Source organism: Terrabacter sp. P2_E3 (assembly GCF_056403915.1).
The window spans coordinates 116,783-140,720 of sequence record NZ_JBFUEN010000011.1 but is presented as its reverse complement, the minus strand read 5'-3'; the positions used below and the strand labels follow the sequence as shown (position 1 = coordinate 140,720).

The following is a 23,938-nucleotide window of genomic DNA, read 5'->3' as shown; positions in this document are numbered from 1 at the left end:
ATCCGGATCGTGACCGATCCGTTGTGCACGGCCTGCCGTCCCCGACGCCGTTGTCGGGAGGCGGCCGGGAGCCGATGGGGTCAGGCGTTGTGCTGCTGCTGTTGCTGCTGCTGCATGGCGTGGTGGCGCCGCAGCACCTCGGTCAGCTTGTTGGCCCCGGCGACGACCGTGGCAGCGTGCAGCCGACCGGGCTGGCGCGAAAGGCGCTCGATGGGCCCGGAGATGGACACCGCGGCGACGACGCGACCCGACGGGCCGCGTACCGGGGCCGAGACCGACGCGACGCCCGCCTCGCGCTCGGCGACGCTCTGGGCCCACCCGCGACGGCGCACGCCGGACAGCGCGGTGGCCGTGAAGGCTGCACCCTGCAGGCCGCGGTGGAGCCGGTCGGGCTCCTCCCAGGCGAGCAGGACCTGCGCGGCCGAGCCGGCGAGCATCGAGAGCGTCGCGCCGACCGGGATCGAGTCGCGCAGTCCGACGGGCCGCTCGGCCGCGGCGACGCAGATGCGCTGGTCGCCCTGGCGGCGGAAGAGCTGCGCGCTCTCGTTCGTGTGGTCGCGCAGGGCGCCGAGAACCGGACCGGCTGCCGCGAGCAGACGGTCCTCGCCCGCGGCCGAGGCGAGCTCGCCGAGCCGCGGACCGAGCACGAAGCGTCCCTGCATGTCCCGCGACACGAGACGGTGGTGCTCGAGCGCGACGGCCAGACGGTGGGCCGTCGGACGCGCGAGCCCGGTGGCTCCGACGAGCTGGGCGAGGGTGGCCGGACCTGCCTCGAGAGCGCCGAGCACCGTGGCGGCCTTGTCGAGAACACCGACCCCTGAAGAGTTGTCCATGCACTGATACTGACGTCTCAGGCACTGAGACGTCAATCCACCGGGCCCACAAAAGGTTCAGGCTGGCCGAAGAGCGATGTCGCGACCAGGTCCTCGATGGCGCACGCGCTCGAGCACCGGAACGCCGCCGCGGAGGGAAGTCAGAGGGAAGTCATGGCAGGGACACTGGCCGAGAAGGTCTGGGACGCACACGTCGTACGTCGCGCCGACGGGGAGCCCGACCTCCTCTACATCGACCTCCACCTCCTCCATGAGGTGACCAGCCCCCAGGCCTTCGACGGGCTGCGGCTCGCCGGCCGGCCCGTGCGCCGCCCCGACCTGACGCTCGCGACCGAGGACCACAACGTCCCCACGACGCCCGGCCCGATCACCGACCCGGTGTCGAAGATCCAGGTCGAGACCCTCCGCCGCAACTGCGAGGAGTTCGGTGTCCGCCTCTATCCGATGGGTGACGCCGACCAGGGCATCGTCCACGTCGTCGGCCCGCAGCTCGGCCTGACGCAGCCGGGCATGACCGTCGTCTGCGGCGACAGCCACACCTCGACGCACGGCGCCTTCGGTGCGCTCGCCTTCGGCATCGGCACCTCCGAGGTCGAGCACGTGCTCGCCACGCAGACGCTGCCCCTCAAGCCCTTCCGCACCCTTGCCGTGAACGTGCGCGGCGAGCTGCCCGACGGCGTCACCGCCAAGGACATCGTCCTGGCCGTCATCGCCAAGATCGGCACCGGCGGTGGCCAGGGCTACGTCATCGAGTACCGCGGCGAGGCCATCGAGGCCCTGTCGATGGAGGCCCGGATGACGGTCTGCAACATGTCCATCGAGGCCGGCGCGCGCGCCGGCATGATCGCGCCCGACCAGACGACGTTCGACTACCTCGAGGGTCGCCCGCACGCCCCGACCGGCGCGGACTGGGACGCCGCGGTCGCCGAGTGGACCTCGCTGCGCACCGACGACGGTGCCGTCTTCGACGCCGAGGTCGACCTCGACGCCGCCGAGCTGACCCCCTTCGTCACGTGGGGTACCAACCCCGGCCAGGGTCTGCCGCTCTCGGCGTCGGTGCCCGACCCCGAGGAGTTCGCCGACGAGAGCGACCGCCTCGCGGCCGCCAACGCCCTCGCCTACATGGGCCTCGAGCCCGGCACGCCGCTGCGCGACATCAAGGTCGACACGGTCTTCGTCGGCTCGTGCACCAATGGTCGCATCGAGGACCTGCGCGCGGCGGCCGCCGTCGTCCAGGGTCACCGGGTCGCCGACGGCGTCCGCATGCTCGTCGTCCCCGGGTCGGCCAAGGTGCGCCTCCAGGCCGAGTCCGAGGGGCTCGACAAGGTCTTCACCGAGGCCGGTGCCGAGTGGCGCCTGCCCGGCTGCTCGATGTGCCTCGGCATGAACCCCGACACCCTCGCCCCCGGCGAGCGCAGCGCGTCGACGTCCAACCGCAACTTCGAGGGCCGGCAGGGCAAGGGTGGCCGCACCCACCTCGTCAGCCCGCTCGTGGCGGCAGCGACCGCCGTCCGGGGCACGCTGTCGAGCCCCTCCGACCTCGACAGTGCCAGCCGGGCGCACGGCCAGCTGGCGTCCGCGACGACCGGGGAGGCCTGAGCCATGGATGCGTTCACGACCCACACGGGTATCGGAGTCCCGCTGCGCCGCAGCAACGTCGACACCGACCAGATCATCCCGGCCGAGTACCTCAAGCGCGTGACGCGCACCGGCTTCGAGGACGGCCTCTTCGCCGCCTGGCGCAAGGACGAGTCGTTCGTCCTCAACAACCAGGTGTATGCCAACGGCTCGGTCCTCGTGGCCGGCCCCGACTTCGGCACGGGGTCGAGTCGCGAGCACGCCGTCTGGGCGCTGATGAACTGGGGTTTCCGGGTCGTCATCAGCTCCCGCTTCGCCGACATCTTCCGCGGGAACAGCGGCAAGCAGGGCCTGCTCACGGCGATCGTGTCCCAGGACGACGTCGAGCTGATCTGGAAGTACCTCGAGAACAACCCCGGTGCCGAGATCTCGGTCGACCTCGTCGGTCGCACGGTCCATGCCGGAGAGATCGTCGCACCCTTCGAGATCGACGACTACACGCGCTGGCGCCTCCTCGAGGGCCTCGACGACATCGGGCTGACCCTGCGACACGAGGATCTCGTCGCAGATTTCGAGTCGCACCGGGCGAGCCACAAGCCGGTGACGACTCCCGCCTGACGGCACCTTCCTGCGGCGCCCAGATGGTGCCTGAGAGTGAACGGATCCCCTTGTCAGACAAGGGGATCCGTTCTCGTTTCAGGGCGAATCGGACACGGCTCAGACGTCCCCGTGCCGTCCGAGAACCCGCTCAGAACCCGTCAAACTCCTTGCGACACAACGAAAAACCCACCGACCGGTGATGGACGTGCCTGCCGTGGCGGCCTAACGTCAGGAGGTAGCCGGACCGGTTCCGGACGCACATCGTCGGGTCGCCTGACACCGACAGTCCTCTGGAGGGGAAGACGTGAACAAGGCAGAACTGATCGACGCGCTCGAGGTCAAGCTCGGCAGCAAGAAGGTCGCATCCGACGCGCTGGAGGCGTTCCTCGACGTCGTCATCCGCGAGGTCGCCAAGGGTGGCAAGGTCGGCATCACCGGCTTCGGCACCTTCGAGCGGGCCGACCGGGCCGCACGCACCGGCCGCAACCCCAAGACGGGGGCGACCGTGAGGATCAAGAAGACCCGCGTCCCCAAGTTCCGTTCGGGCACGAACTTCAAGGAGGTCGTGTCGGGCGCCAAGAAGCTCTCCAAGACCGAGTCGGCCGCCTCGCGCGCCTCCGCCGGCACCTCGGTGGCCGCGGCCCCGGCCACGCGGACGACGGCGAAGAAGACCGCCACCAAGGCCGCCCCGGCCAAGGCCGCGGCGAAGAAGACGACGACGAAGGCCGCTGCGACGAAGGCTGCGCCGGCCAAGCGCGCCACGGCGACCAAGGCCGCCCCGGCGAAGGCCGCGGCGAAGAAGACGACGACGAAGGCCGCTGCGACGAAGGCTGCGCCGGCCAAGCGCGCCACGGCGACCAAGGCCGCCCCGGCCAGGGCCGCGGCGAAGAAGACGACGACGAAGGCCGCTGCCACGAAGGCTGCGCCGGCCAAGCGCGCCACGGCGACCAAGGCCGCCCCGGCCAGGGCGGCGGCGAAGAAGACGACGACGAAGGCCGCTGCCACGAAGACCACGGCGGCCAAGAAGACGACGACGGCCCGCAAGACGACGGCCAGGAAGACCGCCTCGAGGTGAGGCCACGCGGCGCCCGCCACGGGCGTCGCCGGACGTGACGTGGGCCCGACCGGCGACGGTCGGGCCCACGCGTGCGTCAGCGGATGGGCTGGCCCGGCCCGACGCCCACGATGTGCAGCGCGATGACGAGGTCGTCGACGACCTCGACCGTGAGGCGCTGGCCGAGGCGCAGCAGGCGCAGGCCGCTCGCCTCGAAGGCCGGTGCCTCGAAGCGCAGCTCGACGCCGTCGTCGCGCAGCACGCTCCCGGTGTGGGTCTCGGGGTCGAAGCGGTGGACGGTGGCCTGCATGCTCCTGATCCAACCAGATGCCCGGTGCTCGAGGACGGTGCGTGTCGCCGGACCGAGCCCGAGCCGGCGCGCCCGCGCGAGGCTCCGTGCGTCGTCGACGTCGGTACGCAGTCGGGGTAGCGGCAGCTCCAGCCGCACCGCCCCGTCGGCCTCGTGACGCGCGGCGCTGTCGGTGCCGAACCGTGGCGTGAAGCCGCGGCCGCAGCGCAGGACCGTGCCCGTGCCGTCCGCGTCGGGCACGAACGACTCCTCGACGGACGCAGCGGCCCCGAGCGCCGACCGCAGCGAGGCGGCGTCGAGCGAGGGCACGTCACCGAGCAGGGCGGCCACGCGGGCGCCCGGCCCGGCGTGCCGCATGCCGGCGGAGACGGCGTCGTTGAGCCCGGTACCCGGGTCGGCCACGACGTGCACCCCACGCGTACGCCACCTGGCCGCCAGGCCCGCGTCGCTCGTCACGAGCACGAGGTGGTCCGGTCCGACGGCCGCGGCGGCCGCGGCGAGCGTGTCGGTCGCAATCGCGGCACTGAGCTCGGTGCGGTCCGAGCCGACGGCGCGGGCGAGGCGCGACTTGCCGTGGCTCGTGTCCTTGACGGGGACGACGACGTGCCAGCCGGCGGACGGCTCTGCCGGGGGGTGCGCGTGCGAGGAGGTCGTCATGCTGGCGATATCGTCCCACTCGCCGCCTTGCTGCTCGACACCGCGCCGTGAGGTGGACAAGATGAAGCCCAGCCCACGTCGACCGGCGTGCGCACGACGAGGAGGACGTGACACCGTGACTGCCGGCGCACCCAAGAGGCGTTTGCCGTGGGCCTACCGGCTCGTGGCCCTCCTGCTCCGGCCGCTGCTGATGCGGGTCACCAAGCGCGACTGGCGCGGGCTCGAGAACATCCCGGTCGAGGGCGGCTTCGTCGTCTCGACGAACCACATCTCCTACGCCGACCCGCTCGTCTTCGCGCACTTCATGTTCGACAGCGGGCGCGAGGCCTACTTCCTCGGCAAGGACAGCCTCTTCGCGATCCCGTTCGTCGGCTGGCTCCTCAAGAAGTGCGGACAGATCCCCGTCTACCGCAACTCCGCCGCAGCGACCGACTCCTACCGGGCCGCGGTCGAGGGCGTGCGCGCCGGCAAGGCGCTCGGGATCTTCCCCGAGGGCACCATCACGCGCGACCCCGACCTGTGGCCGATGCGGGGCAAGACGGGCGCCGCCAGGGTCGCCCTCGAGACGCGCTGTCCCCTGATCCCGGTGGCGCAGTGGGGTGCTCAGGAGATCCTGTCCCCCTACGGCCACAAGCCCTCGCTCTTCCCGCGCAAGACGATGATGATGTACGCCGGTCCGCCGGTCGACCTGACCGACCTCTACGACCGCCCGATCGACACCAAGGTGCTGCGCGAGGCCACCGACCGGCTCATGGACCGCATCACCGGGCTGCTCGAGGTGCTCCGGGACGAGAAGCGTCCGACCGAGCGCTTCGACCCGCGCAGCCACGGCGTCCCCGAGATCGGTGACCCCCTCAAGCATCACGAGATCGGGCGCGCCAAGCGTCACCGCGGTCGGGACGGGAGTCCGTCGTGACGGCTCGCGTCGCCGTCATGGGCAGTGGCAACTGGGGCACGGCCTTCGGGATGATCCTGGCCGACGCCGGGTGCGACGTGACGATGTGGGCTCGTCGACCAGAGGTCGCCGACGCGATCAACGCCGGGCGCAACGACGCCTACCTGCCCGAGCTCGAGCTGCCGTCGGCCGTCCGCGCCACCGTCGACCCGGCCGAGGCCCTCCACCGGGCCGACGTCGTCGTGTTCGCCGTGCCCTCGCAGACGTTGCGCGACAACCTGACCCGCTGGGGCGCCTCGATCCCCACCGACGCCCCGGTCGTGTCGCTCATGAAGGGCGTCGAGCTCGGCACGACGATGCGGATGAGCGAGGTCATCGCCGAGGCCGCCGACATCGCGACCAACCGCATCGTCGTCGTGTCCGGCCCCAACCTCGCGCCCGAGATCGCCCGTCGCCAGCCGGCCGCGGGCGTCGTCGCGTGCCGTGACATGGCGACCGCCGAGCGCGTCGCCAGCGCCTGCGCGACCCCGTGGTTCCGGCCCTACACCGACACTGACGTCATCGGCGCCGAGGTGTGCGGGGCCACGAAGAACGTCGTCGCGCTCGCGTCCGGCATGGCCGAGGGGATGGGGTTCGGCGACAACACGAAGGCCACGATCATCACCCGTGGTCTCGCGGAGACGACGCGCCTGGGCCTGGCTCTCGGCGCGCACCCGCAGACGTTCATGGGCCTCGCGGGCGTCGGAGACCTCATCGCGACGTGCATGTCGCCGCTCTCGCGCAACCACAGCTTCGGCGTGCGGCTCGGGCGGGGCCGCACCGTCGAGGAGGCGACCGCCGAGCTGCGCACGACGACCGAGGGCGTCAAGTCGTGCGAGTCGATCCTCACGCTCGCCGGGCAGCACGACGTCGACATGCCGATCTGCGAGCAGGTCGTCGCCGTCATCCGTGACGGTCACTCGGCGAGCGAGGTCGGCCCGCGCCTCATGTCACGTGACCTCAAGGCCGAGAAGCACTGAGGGCGTATGCCGCCCGCCCGGCTCGCGTCAGGCGTGGTCGAGCGCCTGGGCGAGGTCGGCCCACAGGTCGTCGACGTGCTCGATGCCGACCGACAGCCGGACGAGGTTGACCGGCACCTGCTCGGACTCCGAGGGGTGACGCCGGCGGCGCTCGAGCTGTGACTCGACGCCGCCGAGGCTCGTCGCGTGCAGCCAGAGACGCGTCGAGGCGCAGACCCGCTCGGCGGCGTCCGCGTCACCGGCCACGTCGATCGAGACCATGGCGCCCGAGCCGGGGTAGCGCACGCGCTCCACGGCCGGATGGCCCTCGAGGCGGCGGGCCAGCTCGGCCGCGCTGGCGCTGGCCCGCTCGAACCGCACCGACAGCGTTCGCAGCCCCCGCAGCGCGAGGAAGACCTCCATCGGTCCGGCGATCGCTCCGTGCAGGGTGCGGTGGCGACGCAGCCGATCGCCGATCGCGCGCCCGCGCTCGGTGTCGGCGACGACGGTCGCGCCGAGCACGACGTCGCTGTGGCCCGAGAGGTACTTCGTCACGGAGTGCACGACGACGTCGGCGCCGAGGGAGAGGGGCCGGCACAGCAGCGGGGTCGAGAGGGTGTTGTCGACGACGCTCGTCACGCCGAGCTCGCGTGACCGGGCGAGGACGACGTCGAGCTCGGTGACGTCCATGAGCGGGTTCGTCGGCGACTCGAGCCAGAGCAGGTCGGCCGACTCGAGGGCGGCGACGAAGCCGGCCGTGTCGGTGGCGTGCACGCGGACGACCGTGCCGCCGGCCTTCTCGTGGGCCACGAGCAGGTCGCCGGTGCCGTTGTACGTCGTGTCGGGGGCGACGACCCTGCCGCCGGCCGGGACGAGCGCGAGTGCCGCCGAGATGGCTCCCATGCCCGACGCGTGCACGAGCGCGTGACCGCCCTCGAGGCCGCCGAGCGCCTCCTCGAACGCGTTCCACGTCGGGTTGCCCGAGCGGGCGTAGTTGACGGGCCCGTCCGCGGCATACGTCGACGTCAGTTCGACGGCGACGTTCGCGGGCGAGCCGGGGGAGCGCTCGGGGCGTCCCGACGCCACGAGGAAGGTGTCGACGTGCAGGTGCTGCGAATCCGCTTCGGTGCCCACGCCCTCAGGGTACGAGGGGCCCCCACGGTCTTCGATAGAGTCTCGTCTGATGACCACGGACCAGCCCCAGCCCGACCTGCCGAGCCGCCCCCGCGTCGCCATCGTCTTCGGAGGGCGCTCCTCGGAGCACGCAGTCTCCTGCGCCACCGCTGCCGGGGTGCTGCGCGCCATCGACCGCAGCAAGTACGACATCATCCCGATCGGCATCTCCCGCGACGGGCAGTGGGTCCTCGCGGCCGACGAGCCGAGCCGCTTCGAGCTGACGGCCGGGCGCACACCCGAGGTCGAGCCGAGCGCCGCCCACGTGGTGCTGCCGCTCTCGACGCGCGAGAGCTCGCTCACCTCGCTCGAGGCCGGCCGGCCGCCGCAGGAGCTCGGTCAGGTCGACGTCGTCTTCCCCCTGCTGCACGGGCCGTTCGGCGAGGACGGCACGCTTCAGGGCTTCCTCGAGCTCTCCGACGTCCGCTACGTCGGCTCCGGCGTCTTCGCCTCCGCCGCGGGCATGGACAAGCACTACATGAAGGTCGTCTTCGCCGGCCACGGGCTGCCCGTCGGGCCGTATGCCGTCATCACCGACCGCGCGTGGCGGACCGACCCGGCCGCCGCCATGGACGCCTGCGCCGGTCTCGCCTACCCGCTCTTCGTCAAGCCCGCCCGGGCCGGCTCGTCGATGGGGATCACCCGGGTCGACGACCCCGCCGAGCTCCAGGCCGCCATCGAGGTGGCCCGCGAGCACGACCCCAAGGTCCTCGTCGAGGCCGGGATCGCGGGCCGTGAGATCGAGTGCGCCGTGCTCGAGGGCCACGGCACGTCCGGGCCGCGCACGTCCGAGGTGGGCGAGGTCGCGGTCCACGACAACCACGGCTTCTACGACTTCGAGGCGAAGTACCTCGCCGAGGCCGACGTCGACCTCACCTGTCCCGCCGACGTGCCCGAGGAGATCTCCAAGGAGGTCCGACGGCTCGCCGCCGAGGCGTTCGAGTCGCTCGGCTGCGAGGGGCTCGCGCGCGTCGACTGCTTCTACACCGACGACGGCCGGGTGCTCATCAACGAGATCAACACGATGCCGGGCTTCACGCCGCACTCGATGTACCCGCGGATGTGGGCGGCCTCGGGCGTCGCCTACCCCGACCTCATCGACGAGCTGATCTCGCTCGCCCTCGAGCGGCGCACCGGCCTGCGCTGAACCGGGCCGACCGGGCACGTTCCGGGGACTGCCGGGTCGGCCACACGGCATACGCCCTCAGGAGCAGTGGCGACCGGTGGCCGGGAGGGACTTCGCGACGTCGGTGAAGGCCGGCAGCAGCAGCGGCACCGCGCCGTAGGCACCGGGGGCCAGCACCTCGATGGCCGGGTCGCGGCCGTAGGTCGTCGCCACCGACCCGTCGCTGAGGGGGCGCACCACCCAGTCGACGCCGTCGACGGTCACGCAGTCGTCGGTCGTCGGGCCGAGGGGGTCGAGCCCGCAGCGGGCGATGAGCGCCGGGTCGCCCCACGCCGCGACCGACCCGTCGTCGGGCTGCGTCGTCACCCTCGTGTGGCCGCTGACGTCACCGGGCCACCGGGCCGAGGCGCAGACCGGCGCCGACGCCTGGGGCGCGAGCGCCACCTCGGGGGCGCGGCTGCACGCGGACAGCACGACGGCGACGCCGATGAGCGCCGCCGTCGTGAGGTACGGGCGTCCGGTCAGGGGGCTGGCCTCAGACGTGGACGACCGTGCAGGTCAGGGTCCGGGTGATGCCGGGGACGTCCTGGAGCTTGGCGATGACGAGACGGCCGAGGTCGTCGACGTTGGAGGCCTCGACGCGGGCGATGACGTCGTAGGGACCCGTGACGTCCTCGGCGAGAGTCACGCCCGAGATGCCCGCGATCGCCTCCGCCACGCTCGCGGCCTTGCCGACTTCGGTCTGGATCAGGATGTAGGCCTGGACCACGTGTCACCTCACTGTGTGTCGATCGTTGGACGGTCGTGCACGGGCGCGATGCGCTGGCCCAACCGCTCGGAACGGCAGGTCCCAGTGTGACTGCGACCGTGCCCTGACGCTACCTTGCCATGGGGCCTCACGTCCCATGGAAACCGGGGGCCTGAGACGGCCGTCCACCGAAAGGGTGTGTGATCCGTGCCGAACGGGCAGCGGCTCCAGCGTGGGCCGATGATGACGGGCGGGACGCCCTTGCGCGACCTCGACGAGGACGAGCTGCTCGGGCGCATCCTCCCGGCCTTCCCGGGCACCGACGAGCTGCTCGTGGCCCCGGGTGACGACGCCGCGGTGCTGCGCACGTCCGAGCGCACGATCGCCACGACCGACACCGTCGTCCTCGGCCGTGACTGGCTCGACGCGTGGTCCTCCGGCGCGGACATCGGGCACAAGGTCGTGGCCCAGAACCTCGCCGACGTCGCGGCGATGGGCGGCCGGCCCACGGGGATCCTCGTCACGCTCGTCGCCGACCCCGACCTGTCGCTGGAGTGGGTGCTCGACCACGTGGGCGGCCTGGCGCAGGCGTGTGCCGCCGCGGGCGTGGCCGTGCTCGGCGGAGACCTCTCGTCCGCGCCGCCCGGGGTCGTCATGGTGTCGGTCACGGCGCTCGGCCGCCTCGACGGCGAGCCGGTGCTCCGCTCGGGGGCGAGGCCCGGGGACGTCCTCGCCGTCCACGGGTCGCTCGGCCTCGCCGACGCGGGCCTGCGCCTGCTCCGGGCCGACGCCGTCGAGCGGCACCCGGTCGCGGTCGCCCGTCAGCGACGTCCCGACCCCCCGCTCGCCGCGGGGCCCGAGGCGGCGGCCGCCGGGGCCACGGCGATGCTCGACCTCAGCGACGGCCTGCTGCGCGACGGGGGGCGGATCGCCCGGGCCAGCCGCGTCGTCATCGACCTCGACCCGCGGGCGCTCGCCCCGGACGTCGACGCCCTGACCGAGGCCCTCGGGGCCGAGGCCGCGCTCGACTGCGTGCTGGCCGGCGGCGAGGAGCACTCGCTGCTCGCGACCTTCCCGCGGGGGTCTCTGCCCGTCGGCTGGCGGGCCATCGGGTCCGTCCGGGCTCCCGGGGCCGGTGAGGGTGCGGGCATCCTCGTCGGCGGCCGCGTCGTCACGCACACCGGCTGGGACCACTTCCGCGGCGCCTGACCGGAGCGGCGGGCGCGCGGCTCGAGGTGGGGCGCGAGATCGCGCAGCCCGTGCGCCCGGGCGACAGCGGGTGCGCGATCACCCGCACGACGAGGTATGCCGTCGCGCCCGGACGCGGGCGGTCCCCTCGACCCGCACCCGGCGGGCACGACGAAGGCCGGCCCCCTCGGGGGACCGGCCTTCAGCGTTGTGGTGAGGGACGTTCAGCGAACGACCTTGCCCGCCTTGAGGCAGGAGGTGCAGACGTTGAGTCGCTTCGGCGTCACACCGTCCACCAGCGTCCGAACGCGCTGGATGTTGGGGTTCCAGCGGCGCTTGGTGCGGCGGTGCGAGTGCGAGATGTTGTGACCGAAGCTCGGTCCCTTGCCGCAGACGTCGCAGTTGGCAGCCACGGGTATCTCCTGAAATTCGATGTTGACGAAGTGCTGAGCTCCACCACTGGATCGGGGCAGACGCACGAGGGCGCGCGTCACCCCGCAGTCACGGGGGGAACCGGTAAAGCGTAGCCGACGAGATGCTCGGACGACAAAACGGCGTGAGCACCCCACTGACCCCGCCTCACACGAAGGTCCGGGCCGTCTCGACGAGCTGGGCGGCATACGCAGGTCCGTGCGACGCCGCGTGCACGGCGAGCGGGTGCAGCTGGTGCAGGCCCACGAGCTCGCGCCACCCCGGGCGGACTCCGGCGGCCTCCTCGTAGGCGGCGAGGACGCGACCCAGGCCCGGGCAGCCGAAGAGGGCCAGCATCGCGAGGTCGGTGAGGCCGTGGCCGCCGTGCGCGGCCGGGTCGATGAGGACGGCGCCGTCGGCCGTGAACACGACGTTGCCTGCCCACAGGTCGCCGTGGATGCGCGCCGGGGGTCGGTCGTCGTCGAGGTCGCCGGACGCCAGCCGGTCGCAGACGCGGTCGACGGTGCGGGCCCCGGCGGCGTCGAGGTGACCGCGGTCGATGGCCCGGCGCACGAAAGGGCGCACCCGCTGCTCGGCGTAGAACAGGCCCCACGTCGGCGTCGGGTCGTTGCTCTGCGTCTGGCGCCCGATCCAGGCGGCACCGGTCCAGCCCGCCGGGGGAGACCCGAAGGCCGGCGCACCCGCAGCATGAGTCACGGCAAGACCCCGCCCGAGGGCCTCGGCCGCCTCCTCCGTCGGACGAGAGGGGTGCAGCCGGGCGAGGTCGATGTGCCCGGCACCGACGCCGCGGACCTCGACGACGCGGGCGCCGCCGCGCTCCTGCGCCTCCCCGAGCCAGCGCAGGCCGGCCGCCTCGACCTCGAAGAAGCCGGCGGGGGCTGCGGGCCACGACTTCCGGTGGGTGGGGGCGGCGCTCGACACCGCGCCCACGCTAGTGGCCCGGTGTCGTCGGCGGTCCCTACCGTCGTGGGCGCGCCATGACGCCGGTGCGGCACAGGACTGGTGCGCGGCACAGGACTGGTGCATGCGACCGTCCGGACGAGGCGCTAGCCTGCCGAGCATCGGCGAGCCGATCCCCAGGCCGATGGACACGCACGACGAGCAGGAGGTCCGATGCCCGGCGCAGCGCCGCCGCCCGACGGGCCGCTCAGCCTGCTCGACCTCGTCGCGGTCCGCCGGTGGGCCGTGCTGACACGGTCGCTCTTCGCGGCCCGCCGCGCCGAGATCGACGCCCTCAACGTCTTCCCCGTCCCCGACGGCGACACGGGCACGAACCTCTACCTCACCTTCGACGGCGCGGTCGAGCGCACCCTGGCCACCGCGGACGTCACGACGGCCGACGCGCTGCTCGCCGTCTTCGCCCGCCACCTGCTGTGGACCGCCCGGGGCAACTCCGGCGTCATCCTCAGCCAGCTGGCCCGCGGACTCGCCGAGGGCTGCGCCGGGGCAGCCGAGATCGACGGCCGCGTCCTCGCCGAGGGTCTGCAGCACGCAGAGCAGCGCGCCCGCCAGGCCGTGACGGACCCCAAGGAGGGGACCATCCTCACGGTGGCCCGCGCCATGGCCGAGGCCGCCGCCCGGGCCGCCGGGTCCACCGCCCCGGGGTCGTATGCCGTCACCGACGGCGCCGGCGACCCCGACCCGGGTGCCCCCGCAACAGGCGATGGACCCGTAGGAGTCCACGCCGTCGCGCTCGCAGCTCTCGACGCCTCCCGGGAGGCCCTCGAGCACACGCCCGAGCAGCTCGAGGTGCTGGCCCGCGCCGGCGTCGTGGACGCCGGGGGAGCCGGGCTCGTCGTGCTCCTCGAGTGCCTCGAGCGGGTCTGCGCCGGCCAGCGCGCTCGCTCCGGGTCCGACGCCTCCGACCGACGGTCCCGGCGCCGGCCCGACCCCCGGAGCGCGGCGCTCAGCGCGGCTCGACCGGCCGACGGCGCCGAGGCCCCCGGCATCCCGGAGTTCGAGGTGATGTACCTCCTGCGCGACTCCGACGACACGGCGGTGGACGCCCTGCGCGCCCGCCTCGTCGAGCTCGGCGACTCGGTGCTCGTCGTCGGCGGCGACGGGGAGTGGAACGTCCACGCCCACGTCGACGACGCAGGCGCCGCCGTCGAGGCCGGCATCGAGGCCGGCCGCCCGCACCGGGTGCGCATCACGCGCCTCACCGACGAGCACGGCCACGGCACTCGAGGTCCGCGGGTCGACCATGCCGGCACCTCGGCGGTCCGTGGTGCCGCGATCGTCGCGTGCGCCGCCGGCGTCGGTCTCGAGGGGCTCTTCGAGGACGCCGGCGCGGTCGTGGTCCGCTCCGGACCCGGTCGGCGCGCCTCGACCGGGGGTCTCATCGACGCCATCCGCCAGCAGCACGCACGCGGGGCCTCGGGCGTCGTCGTCCTGCCCAACGACGGCGACACGCTCCTGGCCGCTGCCGCCGCCGTGCGTGCGGTGGCCGATGACGGCATCGAGGCGCACCTCGTCCACGTCCGCACGGCCGTGCAGGGCATCGCCGCCCTCGCCGTCTTCGAGCCGACCGCCGCGGCGTCCGCCAACGTGCTCGCCATGCAGGCGGCTGCGTCGGCGACCCGACACGGCGCGGTCACCGTGGCCAACCGGGCGGCGCTCACGAGCGGCGGTCCGTGCGAGGCGGGTGACGTGCTCGGCGTCGTCGACGGTGACGTCGTCATCGTCGGCTCCGACCAGCTCGACGTCTCCCGGCAGGTCGTGCAGCGGCTGCTCGCGAGCGGCGGTGAGCTCCTGACGGTCGTGGCGGGTGTCGACGCGCCCGACGGCCTGCTCGAGGCCGTGACCGCCGAGGCCCGCGTCGCCCACCACGGCATCGAGGTCTCGCTCCTCGACGGTGGGCAGGCGGTCTACCCCGTGCTGCTGGGGGTGGAGTGAGGTGCCGGTGCTCACCGAGGACTCGCCGCTCACCAAGCTGCTCACCAAGCCCGACGCCGCCCAGCTGGCCCGCACCAAGGGCCTGCAGAGTGTCGGCGACCTGTTCGAGTTCGTGCCCCGGCGCTACGTGCGCCCCGGCCAGCTCACCGACCTGTCCTCGCTCCACGTCGGCGAGGAGGTCCTCGTGGTGGCCGAGGTCCGCACGGCGACCTCGCGGGCCATGCGCAACCGTCGAGGCAAGATGCTCACCGTCGTCATCGGCGACGACCACGGCAACGAGCTCGACGTGACCTTTTTCAGCGCCTTTGGCCACGAGAAGAAGCTGCTGCCCGGCGTGCGCGGGCTCTTCGTCGGGCAGATCGGCGCCTACGGCCGGCGGCTCCAGCTCACCCACCCGGAGTACGAGCTCTTCGACGACGACGAGCAGGGTGAGGCGACCGTCGAGTGGTACCGCACCCACCGCGTGCCGGTCTACTCGACGACGGGCAAGCTCAACTCCCTCAAGCTGCGCCGGCTCGTCCACCAGGCGCTCGACTCCGTCGACCGCGTCCGCGAGCCGGTTCCCGACGGCGTACGCGCCGCGCGGGGTCTCGTCGACCGCGCCGTCGCGCTGGAGCTCGTCCACCGACCCTCGCTCGACGACCAGCCGTCCCGTGGGCTCGACCGGCTCAAGTACGACGAGGCGTTCGTCCTCCAGGCGATCCTCGCCCAGCGCCGCAAGGCCGCCGAGTCCGAGCTCGCGACGCCGCGGCCTCCGCGTCCCGGCGGCCTGCTGGCCGCCTTCGACGCCCGGCTGCCCTTCGAGCTCACGGCGGGGCAGCGCGAGATCGGCGAGGTGCTCACGACCGAGCTCGCGTCCGACCGGCCGATGCACCGGCTCCTCCAGGGCGAGGTCGGCTCGGGCAAGACGGTGGTTGCGCTGCGGGCCATGCTCGCCGCCATCGACGCTGGCGGCCAGGCCGCCCTGCTCGCCCCCACCGAGGTCCTGGCGGCTCAGCACCACCGCTCGATCACCGCGATGCTCGGCGACCTCGCGCAGGGCGGCATGCTCGGCGGTTCGGAGTTCGGGACCACCGTGGCGCTGCTCACCGGGAGCCAGAACACCGCGACCCGCCGTCGCTCCCTGCTCGACGCGGCCTCCGGCGAGGCCGGCATCGTCGTCGGCACCCACGCGCTCATCCAGAAGCACGTCCAGTTCGCGGACCTCGCCCTCGTCGTCGTCGACGAGCAGCACCGCTTCGGCGTCGAGCAGCGGGACGCCTTGCGCGAGAAGGGCATCCGGCCACCTCACGTGCTCGTCATGACGGCCACCCCGATCCCGCGCACCGTCGCGATGACGGTCTTCGGCGACATGGAGACCTCGACGCTGCGTGAGCTGCCGCGCGGTCGTTCGCCCATCACGACGCACGTCGTCGACGCAGACCGGCCCGGCTGGGTCGACCGCACGTGGCAGCGCGTCGCCGAGGAGGTCGCCAAGGGCCACCAGGCCTACGTCGTCTGCCCGCGCATCGGTGACGTCGACGACGAGGCCGCTGCCGCCCCGGGCAGCGGCGCCACCTCCCGCGACACGTCCGACGAGGACGCCGGCTGGGAGACCCACTGGGAGGGGGACGAGGGCGAGGTCGAGGGCGACGCCCCCGAGCGGGAGCTGACCGGCGTCTACGCGATGCTCAGCACGCTGCGCGCCAACCCGGCCCTCGACGGCACGCGTATCGGCGTGCTCCACGGCCGGCTCGACCCCGACGCCAAGGACGCCACGATGCGTGCCTTCGGGGACGGCGAGATCGACGTCCTCGTCGCCACGACGGTCATCGAGGTCGGCGTCGACGTGCCGAACGCCTCGGTCATGGTCGTCGTCGACGCCGACCGGTTCGGCATCTCCCAGCTGCACCAGCTGCGGGGTCGTGTCGGCCGTGGTGCGGTGCCCGGGCTCTGCCTGCTCATGACCCAGGGTGCGGGGGAGCGTGCCGCCGAGCGCCTCGACCAGGTCGCCGCGACGACCGACGGCTTCGAGCTGGCCCGCGCCGACCTGCTCCTGCGCCGCGAGGGCGACGTGCTCGGGGCGCGCCAGAGCGGCCGGGGCAACTCCGTGCGTCACCTGCGCCTCGGCAGGCTCGAGGACGAACAGATCATCGCCGACGCCCGCGAGGACGCCTTCGCGCTCGTCGACGCCGACCCCGGGCTGCGCGAGCACCCGGCGCTCGCCGCCGCGGTCGCGATGCGGCTCGACGAGGAGCAGGCCGTATGGCTCGAGCGGGGCTGACATGACACGGATCATCAGCGGCACGGCAGGCGGTCGTCGCCTCCAGACGCCGCCCGGGTCCTCGACCCGACCCACGTCTGACCGGGTCCGCGAGGCGCTCTTCAGTCGGCTGGAGCACCGGGGGCTGCTCGAGGGCGCGTGCGTGCTCGACCTCTACGCCGGGTCCGGTGCGCTCGGCCTCGAGGCCGCGAGCCGCGGCGCCGCGCAGGTCCTGCTCGTCGAGTCGCGCCAGGCTGCCGCGAAGGTCATCCGCGCCAACGTCGGCGTCATCGGGCACCCGGCCGTCCGCGTCGTCGCCGACACCGTCGAGCGCGCCCTCGCCGCCGGCCCACCCGCCGGCGTACGGATGGACCTCGTGCTCATCGACCCGCCCTACGACGTGCCCGAGGACGCCCTGGCGGCCGTGCTCACCGCGCTCGTCGGGTACCAGTGGCTCGCGCGTGACGCGTTCGTCGTCGTCGAGCGCTCGAGCCGCTCACCGCAACCGACGTGGCCCGAGGGGCTCGAGCTCTCCGGCGAGAAGCGCTACGGCGAGACCGCGATGTGGTTCGCCGAGCCGCCGCCGAGCGACGTCGTCGCGTGACCCCGTGGAGCGAGGTTCACGCGACGTCGGGGACCCGGAAGGTAGGTTGGGCCGCGTGACGAGCGAAGCGCGCCGCTGTGTCTGCCCCGGCTCCTACGACCCGATCACCAACGGTCACGTCGACGTGGTGACCCGGGCCAGCAGGTTGTTCGACGAGGTCGTCGTCGCGATCCTGCACAACCCGAGCAAGCACGGCACGTTCGACATCGAGGAGCGCACCGCCCTCATCGAGCAGTCCGTCGGCCACCTGCCCAACGTCCGGATCGGCGCCTGGGCCGGCACCCTGGTCGTCGACGTGTGTCGCGAGGTCGGAGCGGCGACGATGGTCAAGGGGCTGCGGGGCGGCACGGACTTCGCCTACGAGCTGCCCATGGCGCACATGAACCACCACCTCACCGGCGTCGAGACGCTCTTCATCGCTGCCGACCCCACGCTCCAGCACGTCTCGAGCTCGCTCATCAAGGAGGTCGCGCGCTACGGCGGCGACGTCAGCGGCCTCGTGCCGGACCCGGTCCTGGCGGCGCTGATCGAGCGGCTGGGGGAGCGTTCGGGCTGATTTGGGCGCACGGCGCGCCTCTAGTAGCCTTGGAGGTCGGTCCACGTCCGTCTTGGCGCGGGCCGAATCCTCAACTGTGCGCAGGAGTCATGGACCGTCCCGATCCCCGTTCTCCTCTGGTGCTCGACACCAGAGAGCTTGTTCGGCGACCGGGCACGATGCACGAGATCTCGCGCACGGTGACGTTGCCCGACGACCTCGGAACCGACGTCATCTCGATCCAGACCGGTCAACCGGTCCAGGTCGAGGTGCGCCTCGAGTCCGTCGTCGAAGGTGTCCTCGTCACGGGTTCGGCCAGTGGCACGGCGACCGGCGCCTGCGTGCGGTGCCTGGATCCTCTCGAGCTCGATGTCGAGGGGACCTTCCAGGAGCTGTTCGCCTACGCCGACCGGGCGGCGCACCACCACGAGGTGGGAGCCGACTCGGACGAGGACGAGGTGCACGAGCTGGTCGGTGACCTCATCGACCTCGAGCCCGTGCTCCGGGACGCTGTCGTGCCGACGCTGCCGTTCCAACCGGTGTGTCGGCCTGACTGCCCGGGGTTGTGTTCCGAGTGTGGGATGCACCTCGCGGAGGACCCGGACCATCATCATGAAGTGATCGACCCGAGGTGGTCGTCCCTCAGCGGACTGCTGGGGAACGACCCGCAAGAGAAGAGGAACTGACGTGGCTGTCCCGAAGCGGAAGATGTCGCGCTCCAACACCCGTTCGCGTCGCGCGAACTGGAAGGCAACGCCGACGACGCTCACCACGTGCCCCCAGTGCGGTGCGGCGACCCAGCCGCACATCGCGTGCCCCTCGTGTGGCACGTACAAGGGCCGTCACTACGCCGCTGCCGAGCGCACCGAGCACCAGGCCTGATCACCCCGTGAGCAGCCCCGTGAGCAGCCTTGGTGCTGGGGGTGTTCCGGCGGTGCCGCAGCGGCCCGTCGATGCTCTGATCGCCCACCTCCGTGAGGTGGTCGGCCAGGACATCGACGAGCCGCTGCTCCTGCGTGCCCTGACGCACCGGTCGTACGCCTACGAGAACGGTGGCCTGCCCAACAACGAGCGCCTCGAGTTCCTCGGGGACTCCGTGCTGGGCCTCGTCGTCACCGAGTCGCTCTATCGTGAGCACCCCGACCTCGCGGAGGGGCAGCTCGCCAAGCTGCGCGCCGCCGTCGTCAACATGCGGGCGCTTGCCGACGTCGCCCGGGTCTTCGACCTCGGGCAGTACGTCATGCTCGGCAAGGGTGAGGAGGCCACCGGTGGCCGCGACAAGGCCTCGATCCTGGCCGACACGCTCGAGGCCCTCATCGGCACCGTGTTCCTGTCGACCGACATCGACTTCGCCGCGCGCTTCGTGCACCACCACTTCGATCCCCTGATCGAGGAGGCCGCCACGCTCGGCGCCGGTCTCGACTGGAAGACGAGCCTGCAGGAGATGGCGGCCGGCTCGGCCCTCGGCTCGCCCGAGTACCGCGTCAGCGAGCAGGGGCCCGACCACGAGAAGGAGTTCCACGCCCGCGTCGTCGTCGGCGAGGAGGTCCTCGGCGAAGGTCGCGGCCGCTCGAAGAAGGAGGCCGAGCAGAAGGCCGCCAAGGAGGCCTGGCACGCGCTCGACGGTCGTCGCAGCGCCTCCGTGTCGTCGGCGGCCACGGGCCAGACGCAGGCCTGAGCCGCGCGTGCCGGAGCTGCCCGAGGTCGAGGTCGTCCGCCGCGGCCTCGCCGACCACGTCGTGGGTCGCCACGTCACGCGTGCCCGGGTCACGGGCGTCCGCGTCGCGCGTCGTCACGACGCTGGGCCGGAGGACCTCGCGGCGCGACTGCACGACGTGACCGTCACCGCGGCCTCGCGTCGCGGCAAGTACCTCTGGCTCGCCCTCGACGGCGAGGACGCGCTCATCGTGCACCTCGGGATGAGCGGGCAGATGCTCGTCGAGCCCGCTGACGCTCCGCTCGAGAAGCACTGCCACGCCCGCTTCGACTTCGCCGACGGCGGGCCGCAGCTGCGCTTCGTCGACCAACGCACCTTCGGCGGCCTCGCCCTGTCGCCGCTGCGTCCCGACGGCATCCCCGAGTCCGTCGCCCACATCGCTCCCGACCCCTTCGAGCCGGTCTACGACCAGGCGGCCGTCGTGCGGCGGATGAAGCAGCGCGACAGTGCGGTCAAGCGGGCCCTGCTCGACCAGTCGCTCGTGTCCGGCATCGGCAACATCTACGCCGACGAGGCGCTCTGGCGCGCCAAGGTGCACGGCGAGCGGCTGTGCTCGTCGCTGACCAAGCCGACGCTCTCCGCCGTCCTCGACCGAGCACGCGAGGTCATGGCGGAGGCGCTCGGTCAGGGCGGCACGAGCTTCGACTCGCTCTACGTCAACGTCAACGGGGCGAGCGGCTACTTCGACCGGTCGCTCCATGCGTACGGCCGCGCGGGCACGCCCTGCGACCGCTGCGGCACGATCATGCGGCGCGAGCAGTTCATGAACCGCTCGTCCTTCTCGTGCCCCGTCTGTCAGCCTCGCCCGAGACGCCGGGGCCCGTCCTGACCGTCGGGGACGGTGGACGGGCCGCGGCGTTCTCGTCAGGTCGGTCCGTCGGCGAACCGTGCCGTTCGTTCAGTTCCCGGTCGGGCGACGCTTCGGCGCGGGACGCACCGGGTCGTCGTCGACGGGCTCGACGTGCTCGGGCACGACGATCGGCTTGATCCGCGCCCAGACGAAGAAGAACGCGCTCATGAGGAGCAGCACGATGCCGGCCCACAGGTTGGCGTTGACGCCGCCGGTCTTCTGCAGCGCCTGGTCCCCGAAGATCCCCATGACGAGGAGGATCAGGCCGTAGAGGCCCAGCAGGGCGCCGATGAAGTTGCGGATGTCGAAGGCGCCCGCGGTGTGCTTCTCGCCCCGCTTCCCGTCCGGGTCAGGTGCGTCGAGCCGGTGTTGGTCACTCATGTCGAGGCTCCTGTCAGAACAAGAAGTTGAGGATGATGACGAGGCCGAGGGAGATGCCGGCCAGGGGAAGGGTGCGGCGGAACCACGGCATCGTGCGCTCCTGGGGGTCGACGAGCTCCTCTCTCGGCGTCTCGGAGTAGACGAGACCGCGCAGCTCGGAAGACGGCTTGGGCTCGGTCACGAGCGACACGCCGACGCTGAGCACGATGTCGACGACGAACGCCGCGGACGCCGCGACGAACGCGGCGCCCTGGCCGCTCAGTGGGATGACCCCGAGGCTCGCCGACCCGAAGCCGTCCTCGCTGAGGAACGCGACGAGCACGGCCGAGAGCGTGCCGGCCGTCAGGCCGACCCACCCGGCGGTTGCCGTCATGCGCTTCCAGAACATGCCGAGGATGAAGGTCGCGAACAGTGGTGCGTTGAAAAACCCGAACAGCGACTGGAGGTAGTCCATGACGTTGCTGAAGGAGCTGGCGATGGTGGCCGTGAAGATCGCGATGACCGTCGCTCCCACCGTGGCCAGACGGCCGATGCGCAGGTAGTAGTCGTCGCTGTGGTCCTTGCGGATGTAGCGCTGCCACAGGTCGTAGCTGAAGACGGTGTTGAACGCCGAGATGTTGGCCGCCATGCCGGCCATGAAGGCGGCGAGCAGTCCGGCTATCGCGACGCCGAGCAGCCCGTTGGGCAGGATGTCGCGCATGAGCAGGAGGAGTGAGTCGTTGTACTTCACGCCCTCGCCCGATGCGCCGCCCGGCGGGGTGCCGCCCGCCTTGAGCTCGCCGATCTCCTTGACGAGCACGGCGGCGACCATGCCGGGGATGATGACGATGAAGGGCACGAACATCTTGGCGAACGACCCGATGATGGGTGTCTTGCGAGCCGCCGACATCGAGTTGGAGGCCATGGCCCGCTGCACCTCGACGAAGTTCGTCGTCCAGTAGCCGAAGGACAGGACGAAGCCGAGGCCGAAGACGATGCCGACGACCGACCAGAACGGCGAGTCGAAGCCCGAGAGCGCCTGGCCCGGCCACGAGTGGAGCTGCTGCTCGGCCGACGGGACGCCCGCCGACGCCGGAGCGGACGTGGCGAACTCGGTGACCTTGTCCTTGAGGCCCTGGTAGCCGCCCACGCGGTGCAGGCCGATCAGGGTCAGAGGCAGCAGGGCGGCCACGATGACGAAGAACTGGAGCACCTCGTTGTAGATCGCGGCCGACAGACCACCGAGCGTGATGTACGACAGGACGATCGCGGCGGCGACGAGCAGCGCCACCCAGAGCGGCCAGCCGAGCAGCGCGTGCACGATCGAGCCGAGCAGGTAGAGGTTGACGCCGGCGATGAGCAGCTGCGCGACGGCGAAGCTGATCGAGTTGACGAGGTGGGCACCGGTGCCGAAGCGGCGGAACATGAACTCGGGGACCGAGCGCACCTTGGAGCCGTAGTAGAAGGGCATCATCACGACGCCGAGGAAGAGCATGGCGGGGATGGCGCCGACCCAGAAGTAGTGCACGGTCGAGATGCCGAGCTCGGCGCCGTTGGCCGACATGCCCATGATCTCGACGGCACCGAGGTTCGCGGAGATGAAGGCGAGGCCGGTGACCCAGGCCGGCAGCGACCGGCCGGACAGGAAGAAGTCGATGGAGTCGGACACCGCGCGCCTCGCCATGACCCCGATGCCGAGGACGAAGACGAAGTACAGGGCGATGATGACGTAGTCGACCGGTTTGGCGCTGATGAGGGCGTCCGCCGTGGGCAGACCCGCCAGTGCGTGCATGCGTTCAGTCCCTTCGTTGAGCGACGACCGACGCTAGCGCAGCCTCTGAAGCGGGGCGAGTCAGGATGTGCGAGTGCCGCGTGCCCTCGAGATGAGCCGTTTGAGCGGGACGGAGGTGTCCGCCGCGCTGTCGGCTTCGATCGTCATACCCTTCTCGAGCGCTCGTTTCACGGCGAGGTAGTCGGTCGGGACGCCGACCGACTCGACGGCGATGAGCAGCCCGTCGCGGTAGCTGAGCAGCGAGAAGCGTTCGGCTGCGACGTCGCCCCGCACGATGGTCCGGTCGGCGCCGTGCGGGAGCCCCGCCATCTGGAGCCGCAGGTCGCCCTGGTCGCTCCAGAACCACGGCACGCGGTCGTATGCCGTCGGGTGGCCGACGAGGGTCGCCGCTGCCGCCCGCGCCTGGTCGGTCGCGTGCGGCACGCTCTCCAGCCGCATCGCGCCCGGCTCGCCGCGGTCGAACGGGTTGGGTCCGACGGCGCAGTCGCCGGCCGCGACGGTGACCCCGTCGGAGGTGAGGGCGTACTCGTCGACGACGATGCCCCGAGGTTCCACGAGCAGGCCGAGCTGCGCGGCGAGGGCGGTGCTGGGGACGGCCCCGATCCCGACGACCAGTAGGTCGGCGGGTACCACGGTGCCGTCGCCGAGCTCGACACCCGTGGCACGTCCGCCCTCGCCCGTCACGCGGACGGCGTCGGAGCGCAGGAGGATCCGCGTGCCGCGGCGCTCGTGCGCGCGTCGCACGGCCTCCGACAGCATCGGGGTGACGGCGCGGCCGAGGAGCCGGTCCGTGGCCTCGACGACGGTGACAGCGGACCCGAGTGCCCGAGCTCCGGCGGCGATCTCGAGCCCGATGAAACCACCGCCGACGACGACGACCTCTCGAGCCGCGTGGAGCCGAGGCGCCAGCCGGTCGGCGTCGGCGAGGGTGCGCACCGAGTGGACCCCGTCGAGGTCGGCGCCCTCGACCCCCAGGCCGCGGTTGACCGCACCCGTCGTCAGGGCGAGGCGCTCGAAGGTGAGGGTCCGGCCCGAGGCCGTCGTGGCGCTCCCTCCGGAGGCGTCCCGGCCGATCGTCACGACGGGCTCACCGGTGACGAGCTCGACCCCGAGGTCGGCGAACCAGGCGGCGTCGTGGAAGACGAGGGAGCCGCGGTCGTGCTCGCCGCGCAGGTAGCTCTTCGACAGGGGTGGGCGCTCGTAGGGCGGCTCGGGCTCGGCGCCGACGAGCACGACGGGCCCTGTGTCACCGAGCTCGCGCAGGGCCGTGACGAGCGAGATGCCGGCCTGCCCGGCGCCGACGACGAGGGTGCTGACGGTCGCGGCGGTGGCCATGCGTCCACCCTAGGGT

General features: G+C 72.3%; 25 protein-coding genes. 15 read left to right on the top strand and 10 right to left on the bottom strand.

Annotation, left to right across the window (positions count from 1 at the left end):
• Positions 1–80: 80 nt before the first annotated feature.
• Positions 81–833 (bottom strand): IclR family transcriptional regulator, encoded by a 753-nt coding sequence (locus AC1DW8_RS16380; protein ID WP_020142814.1) that lies wholly within the window; start codon positions 831–833, stop codon positions 81–83.
• Positions 834–986: 153 nt separating this feature from the next.
• Here AC1DW8_RS16380 and leuC point away from each other — a divergent pair, with 153 nt between their 5' ends.
• The 3 genes from leuC to AC1DW8_RS16365 all read left to right on the top strand — a co-directional run bounded on the left by leuC (position 987) and on the right by AC1DW8_RS16365 (position 4,086).
• Complete coding sequence (leuC, locus tag AC1DW8_RS16375) at positions 987–2,432, top strand: 3-isopropylmalate dehydratase large subunit (protein ID WP_478095192.1); 1,446 nt, start codon at positions 987–989, stop codon at positions 2,430–2,432.
• A 3-nt stretch (positions 2,433–2,435) separates the two neighbouring features.
• A complete protein-coding gene (gene leuD / locus AC1DW8_RS16370) occupies positions 2,436–3,029 on the top strand; it encodes a 3-isopropylmalate dehydratase small subunit (protein ID WP_478095191.1) in 594 nt (197 codons plus the stop codon).
• A gap of 286 nt (positions 3,030–3,315) precedes the next feature.
• Positions 3,316–4,086, top strand: a complete 771-nt coding sequence (locus AC1DW8_RS16365) for an HU family DNA-binding protein (protein WP_478095190.1) — start codon at positions 3,316–3,318, stop codon at positions 4,084–4,086.
• A gap of 76 nt (positions 4,087–4,162) precedes the next feature.
• Here the strand turns inward: AC1DW8_RS16365 and cofC are convergent, their stop codons facing one another.
• Positions 4,163–5,032, bottom strand: a complete 870-nt coding sequence (gene cofC / locus AC1DW8_RS16360; protein ID WP_478095189.1) for a 2-phospho-L-lactate guanylyltransferase — start codon at positions 5,030–5,032, stop codon at positions 4,163–4,165.
• A 115-nt stretch (positions 5,033–5,147) separates the two neighbouring features.
• Between cofC and AC1DW8_RS16355 the strand changes: the two genes are divergently transcribed.
• Positions 5,148–5,948, top strand: a complete 801-nt coding sequence (locus AC1DW8_RS16355) for a lysophospholipid acyltransferase family protein (protein WP_056770146.1) — start codon at positions 5,148–5,150, stop codon at positions 5,946–5,948.
• Positions 5,945–6,946 (top strand): NAD(P)H-dependent glycerol-3-phosphate dehydrogenase, encoded by a 1,002-nt coding sequence (locus tag AC1DW8_RS16350; protein ID WP_478095188.1) that lies wholly within the window; start codon positions 5,945–5,947, stop codon positions 6,944–6,946. Before AC1DW8_RS16355 ends, AC1DW8_RS16350 begins: the two co-directional genes overlap by 4 nt.
• A 27-nt stretch (positions 6,947–6,973) precedes the next feature.
• Here the strand turns inward: AC1DW8_RS16350 and AC1DW8_RS16345 are convergent, their stop codons facing one another.
• Positions 6,974–8,059 carry a trans-sulfuration enzyme family protein gene (locus tag AC1DW8_RS16345; RefSeq protein ID WP_478095187.1) on the bottom strand — a complete coding sequence of 362 codons (1,086 nt, stop codon included), beginning with the start codon at positions 8,057–8,059 and terminating at the stop codon, positions 6,974–6,976.
• 49 nt (positions 8,060–8,108) lie between these two features.
• On the opposite strand from AC1DW8_RS16345, the gene AC1DW8_RS16340 reads away from it, so the two are divergent.
• Positions 8,109–9,245, top strand: coding sequence for a D-alanine--D-alanine ligase family protein (locus AC1DW8_RS16340; protein WP_056824548.1), 1,137 nt, complete (start codon positions 8,109–8,111; stop codon positions 9,243–9,245).
• A 57-nt stretch (positions 9,246–9,302) separates the two neighbouring features.
• On the opposite strand, the gene AC1DW8_RS16335 is transcribed toward AC1DW8_RS16340, so the two are convergent.
• Positions 9,303–9,698: a DUF3515 family protein gene (locus tag AC1DW8_RS16335; protein ID WP_056824550.1), complete on the bottom strand. Its 396-nt coding sequence runs from the start codon at positions 9,696–9,698 to the stop codon at positions 9,303–9,305.
• A gap of 61 nt (positions 9,699–9,759) precedes the next feature.
• Positions 9,760–9,993 carry an Lrp/AsnC family transcriptional regulator gene (locus AC1DW8_RS16330; RefSeq protein ID WP_020142803.1) on the bottom strand — a complete coding sequence of 78 codons (234 nt, stop codon included), beginning with the start codon at positions 9,991–9,993 and terminating at the stop codon, positions 9,760–9,762.
• A gap of 219 nt (positions 9,994–10,212) precedes the next feature.
• Here AC1DW8_RS16330 and thiL point away from each other — a divergent pair, with 219 nt between their 5' ends.
• Complete coding sequence (thiL, locus tag AC1DW8_RS16325) at positions 10,213–11,181, top strand: thiamine-phosphate kinase (RefSeq protein ID WP_082622760.1); 969 nt, start codon at positions 10,213–10,215, stop codon at positions 11,179–11,181.
• Between the two features lie 203 nt (positions 11,182–11,384).
• Here thiL and rpmB read toward each other — a convergent pair whose 3' ends face one another.
• Positions 11,385–11,573, bottom strand: a complete 189-nt coding sequence (rpmB, locus tag AC1DW8_RS16320; protein WP_020142801.1) for a 50S ribosomal protein L28 — start codon at positions 11,571–11,573, stop codon at positions 11,385–11,387.
• A 166-nt stretch (positions 11,574–11,739) separates the two neighbouring features.
• Complete coding sequence (locus AC1DW8_RS16315) at positions 11,740–12,522, bottom strand: fructosamine kinase family protein (RefSeq protein ID WP_478095186.1); 783 nt, start codon at positions 12,520–12,522, stop codon at positions 11,740–11,742.
• Positions 12,523–12,705: 183 nt separating this feature from the next.
• Here AC1DW8_RS16315 and AC1DW8_RS16310 point away from each other — a divergent pair, with 183 nt between their 5' ends.
• The 8 genes from AC1DW8_RS16310 (at position 12,706) to mutM (ending at position 20,414) form a co-directional block, all read left to right on the top strand.
• On the top strand, positions 12,706–14,487 hold the full coding sequence (locus AC1DW8_RS16310; RefSeq protein WP_056770135.1) for a DAK2 domain-containing protein: 1,782 nt from the start codon (positions 12,706–12,708) through the stop codon (positions 14,485–14,487).
• 1 nt (position 14,488) lies between these two features.
• On the top strand, positions 14,489–16,750 hold the full coding sequence (locus AC1DW8_RS16305; RefSeq protein ID WP_082619321.1) for an ATP-dependent DNA helicase RecG: 2,262 nt from the start codon (positions 14,489–14,491) through the stop codon (positions 16,748–16,750).
• Between the two features lies 1 nt (position 16,751).
• Positions 16,752–17,333, top strand: coding sequence for a 16S rRNA (guanine(966)-N(2))-methyltransferase RsmD (gene rsmD, locus AC1DW8_RS16300; RefSeq protein ID WP_478095185.1), 582 nt, complete (start codon positions 16,752–16,754; stop codon positions 17,331–17,333).
• Positions 17,334–17,388: 55 nt separating this feature from the next.
• The gene (gene coaD / locus AC1DW8_RS16295) at positions 17,389–17,889 is read left to right on the top strand and encodes a pantetheine-phosphate adenylyltransferase (protein WP_056770128.1); all 501 of its coding nucleotides are present in this window, start codon (positions 17,389–17,391) and stop codon (positions 17,887–17,889) included.
• 89 nt (positions 17,890–17,978) lie between these two features.
• On the top strand, positions 17,979–18,554 hold the full coding sequence (locus tag AC1DW8_RS16290) for a YceD family protein (RefSeq protein WP_056770124.1): 576 nt from the start codon (positions 17,979–17,981) through the stop codon (positions 18,552–18,554).
• A gap of 1 nt (position 18,555) precedes the next feature.
• Positions 18,556–18,750 (top strand): 50S ribosomal protein L32, encoded by a 195-nt coding sequence (gene rpmF, locus AC1DW8_RS16285; RefSeq protein ID WP_020142793.1) that lies wholly within the window; start codon positions 18,556–18,558, stop codon positions 18,748–18,750.
• Between the two features lie 52 nt (positions 18,751–18,802).
• Positions 18,803–19,546 carry a ribonuclease III gene (rnc, locus tag AC1DW8_RS16280; RefSeq protein WP_056770120.1) on the top strand — a complete coding sequence of 248 codons (744 nt, stop codon included), beginning with the start codon at positions 18,803–18,805 and terminating at the stop codon, positions 19,544–19,546.
• Positions 19,547–19,553: 7 nt separating this feature from the next.
• Positions 19,554–20,414 carry a bifunctional DNA-formamidopyrimidine glycosylase/DNA-(apurinic or apyrimidinic site) lyase gene (mutM, locus tag AC1DW8_RS16275; RefSeq protein ID WP_056770117.1) on the top strand — a complete coding sequence of 287 codons (861 nt, stop codon included), beginning with the start codon at positions 19,554–19,556 and terminating at the stop codon, positions 20,412–20,414.
• Positions 20,415–20,483: 69 nt separating this feature from the next.
• Here the strand turns inward: mutM and AC1DW8_RS16270 are convergent, their stop codons facing one another.
• The 3 genes from AC1DW8_RS16270 to AC1DW8_RS16260 are packed head-to-tail and all read right to left on the bottom strand — an operon-like array spanning position 20,484 to position 23,922.
• Positions 20,484–20,816: a hypothetical protein gene (locus AC1DW8_RS16270; RefSeq protein WP_056770114.1), complete on the bottom strand. Its 333-nt coding sequence runs from the start codon at positions 20,814–20,816 to the stop codon at positions 20,484–20,486.
• Positions 20,817–20,829: 13 nt separating this feature from the next.
• Positions 20,830–22,587 carry a sodium:solute symporter family protein gene (locus tag AC1DW8_RS16265; protein WP_056770110.1) on the bottom strand — a complete coding sequence of 586 codons (1,758 nt, stop codon included), beginning with the start codon at positions 22,585–22,587 and terminating at the stop codon, positions 20,830–20,832.
• A gap of 60 nt (positions 22,588–22,647) precedes the next feature.
• A complete protein-coding gene (locus AC1DW8_RS16260) occupies positions 22,648–23,922 on the bottom strand; it encodes an NAD(P)/FAD-dependent oxidoreductase (RefSeq protein ID WP_056770108.1) in 1,275 nt (424 codons plus the stop codon).
• Positions 23,923–23,938 lie beyond the last annotated feature (16 nt).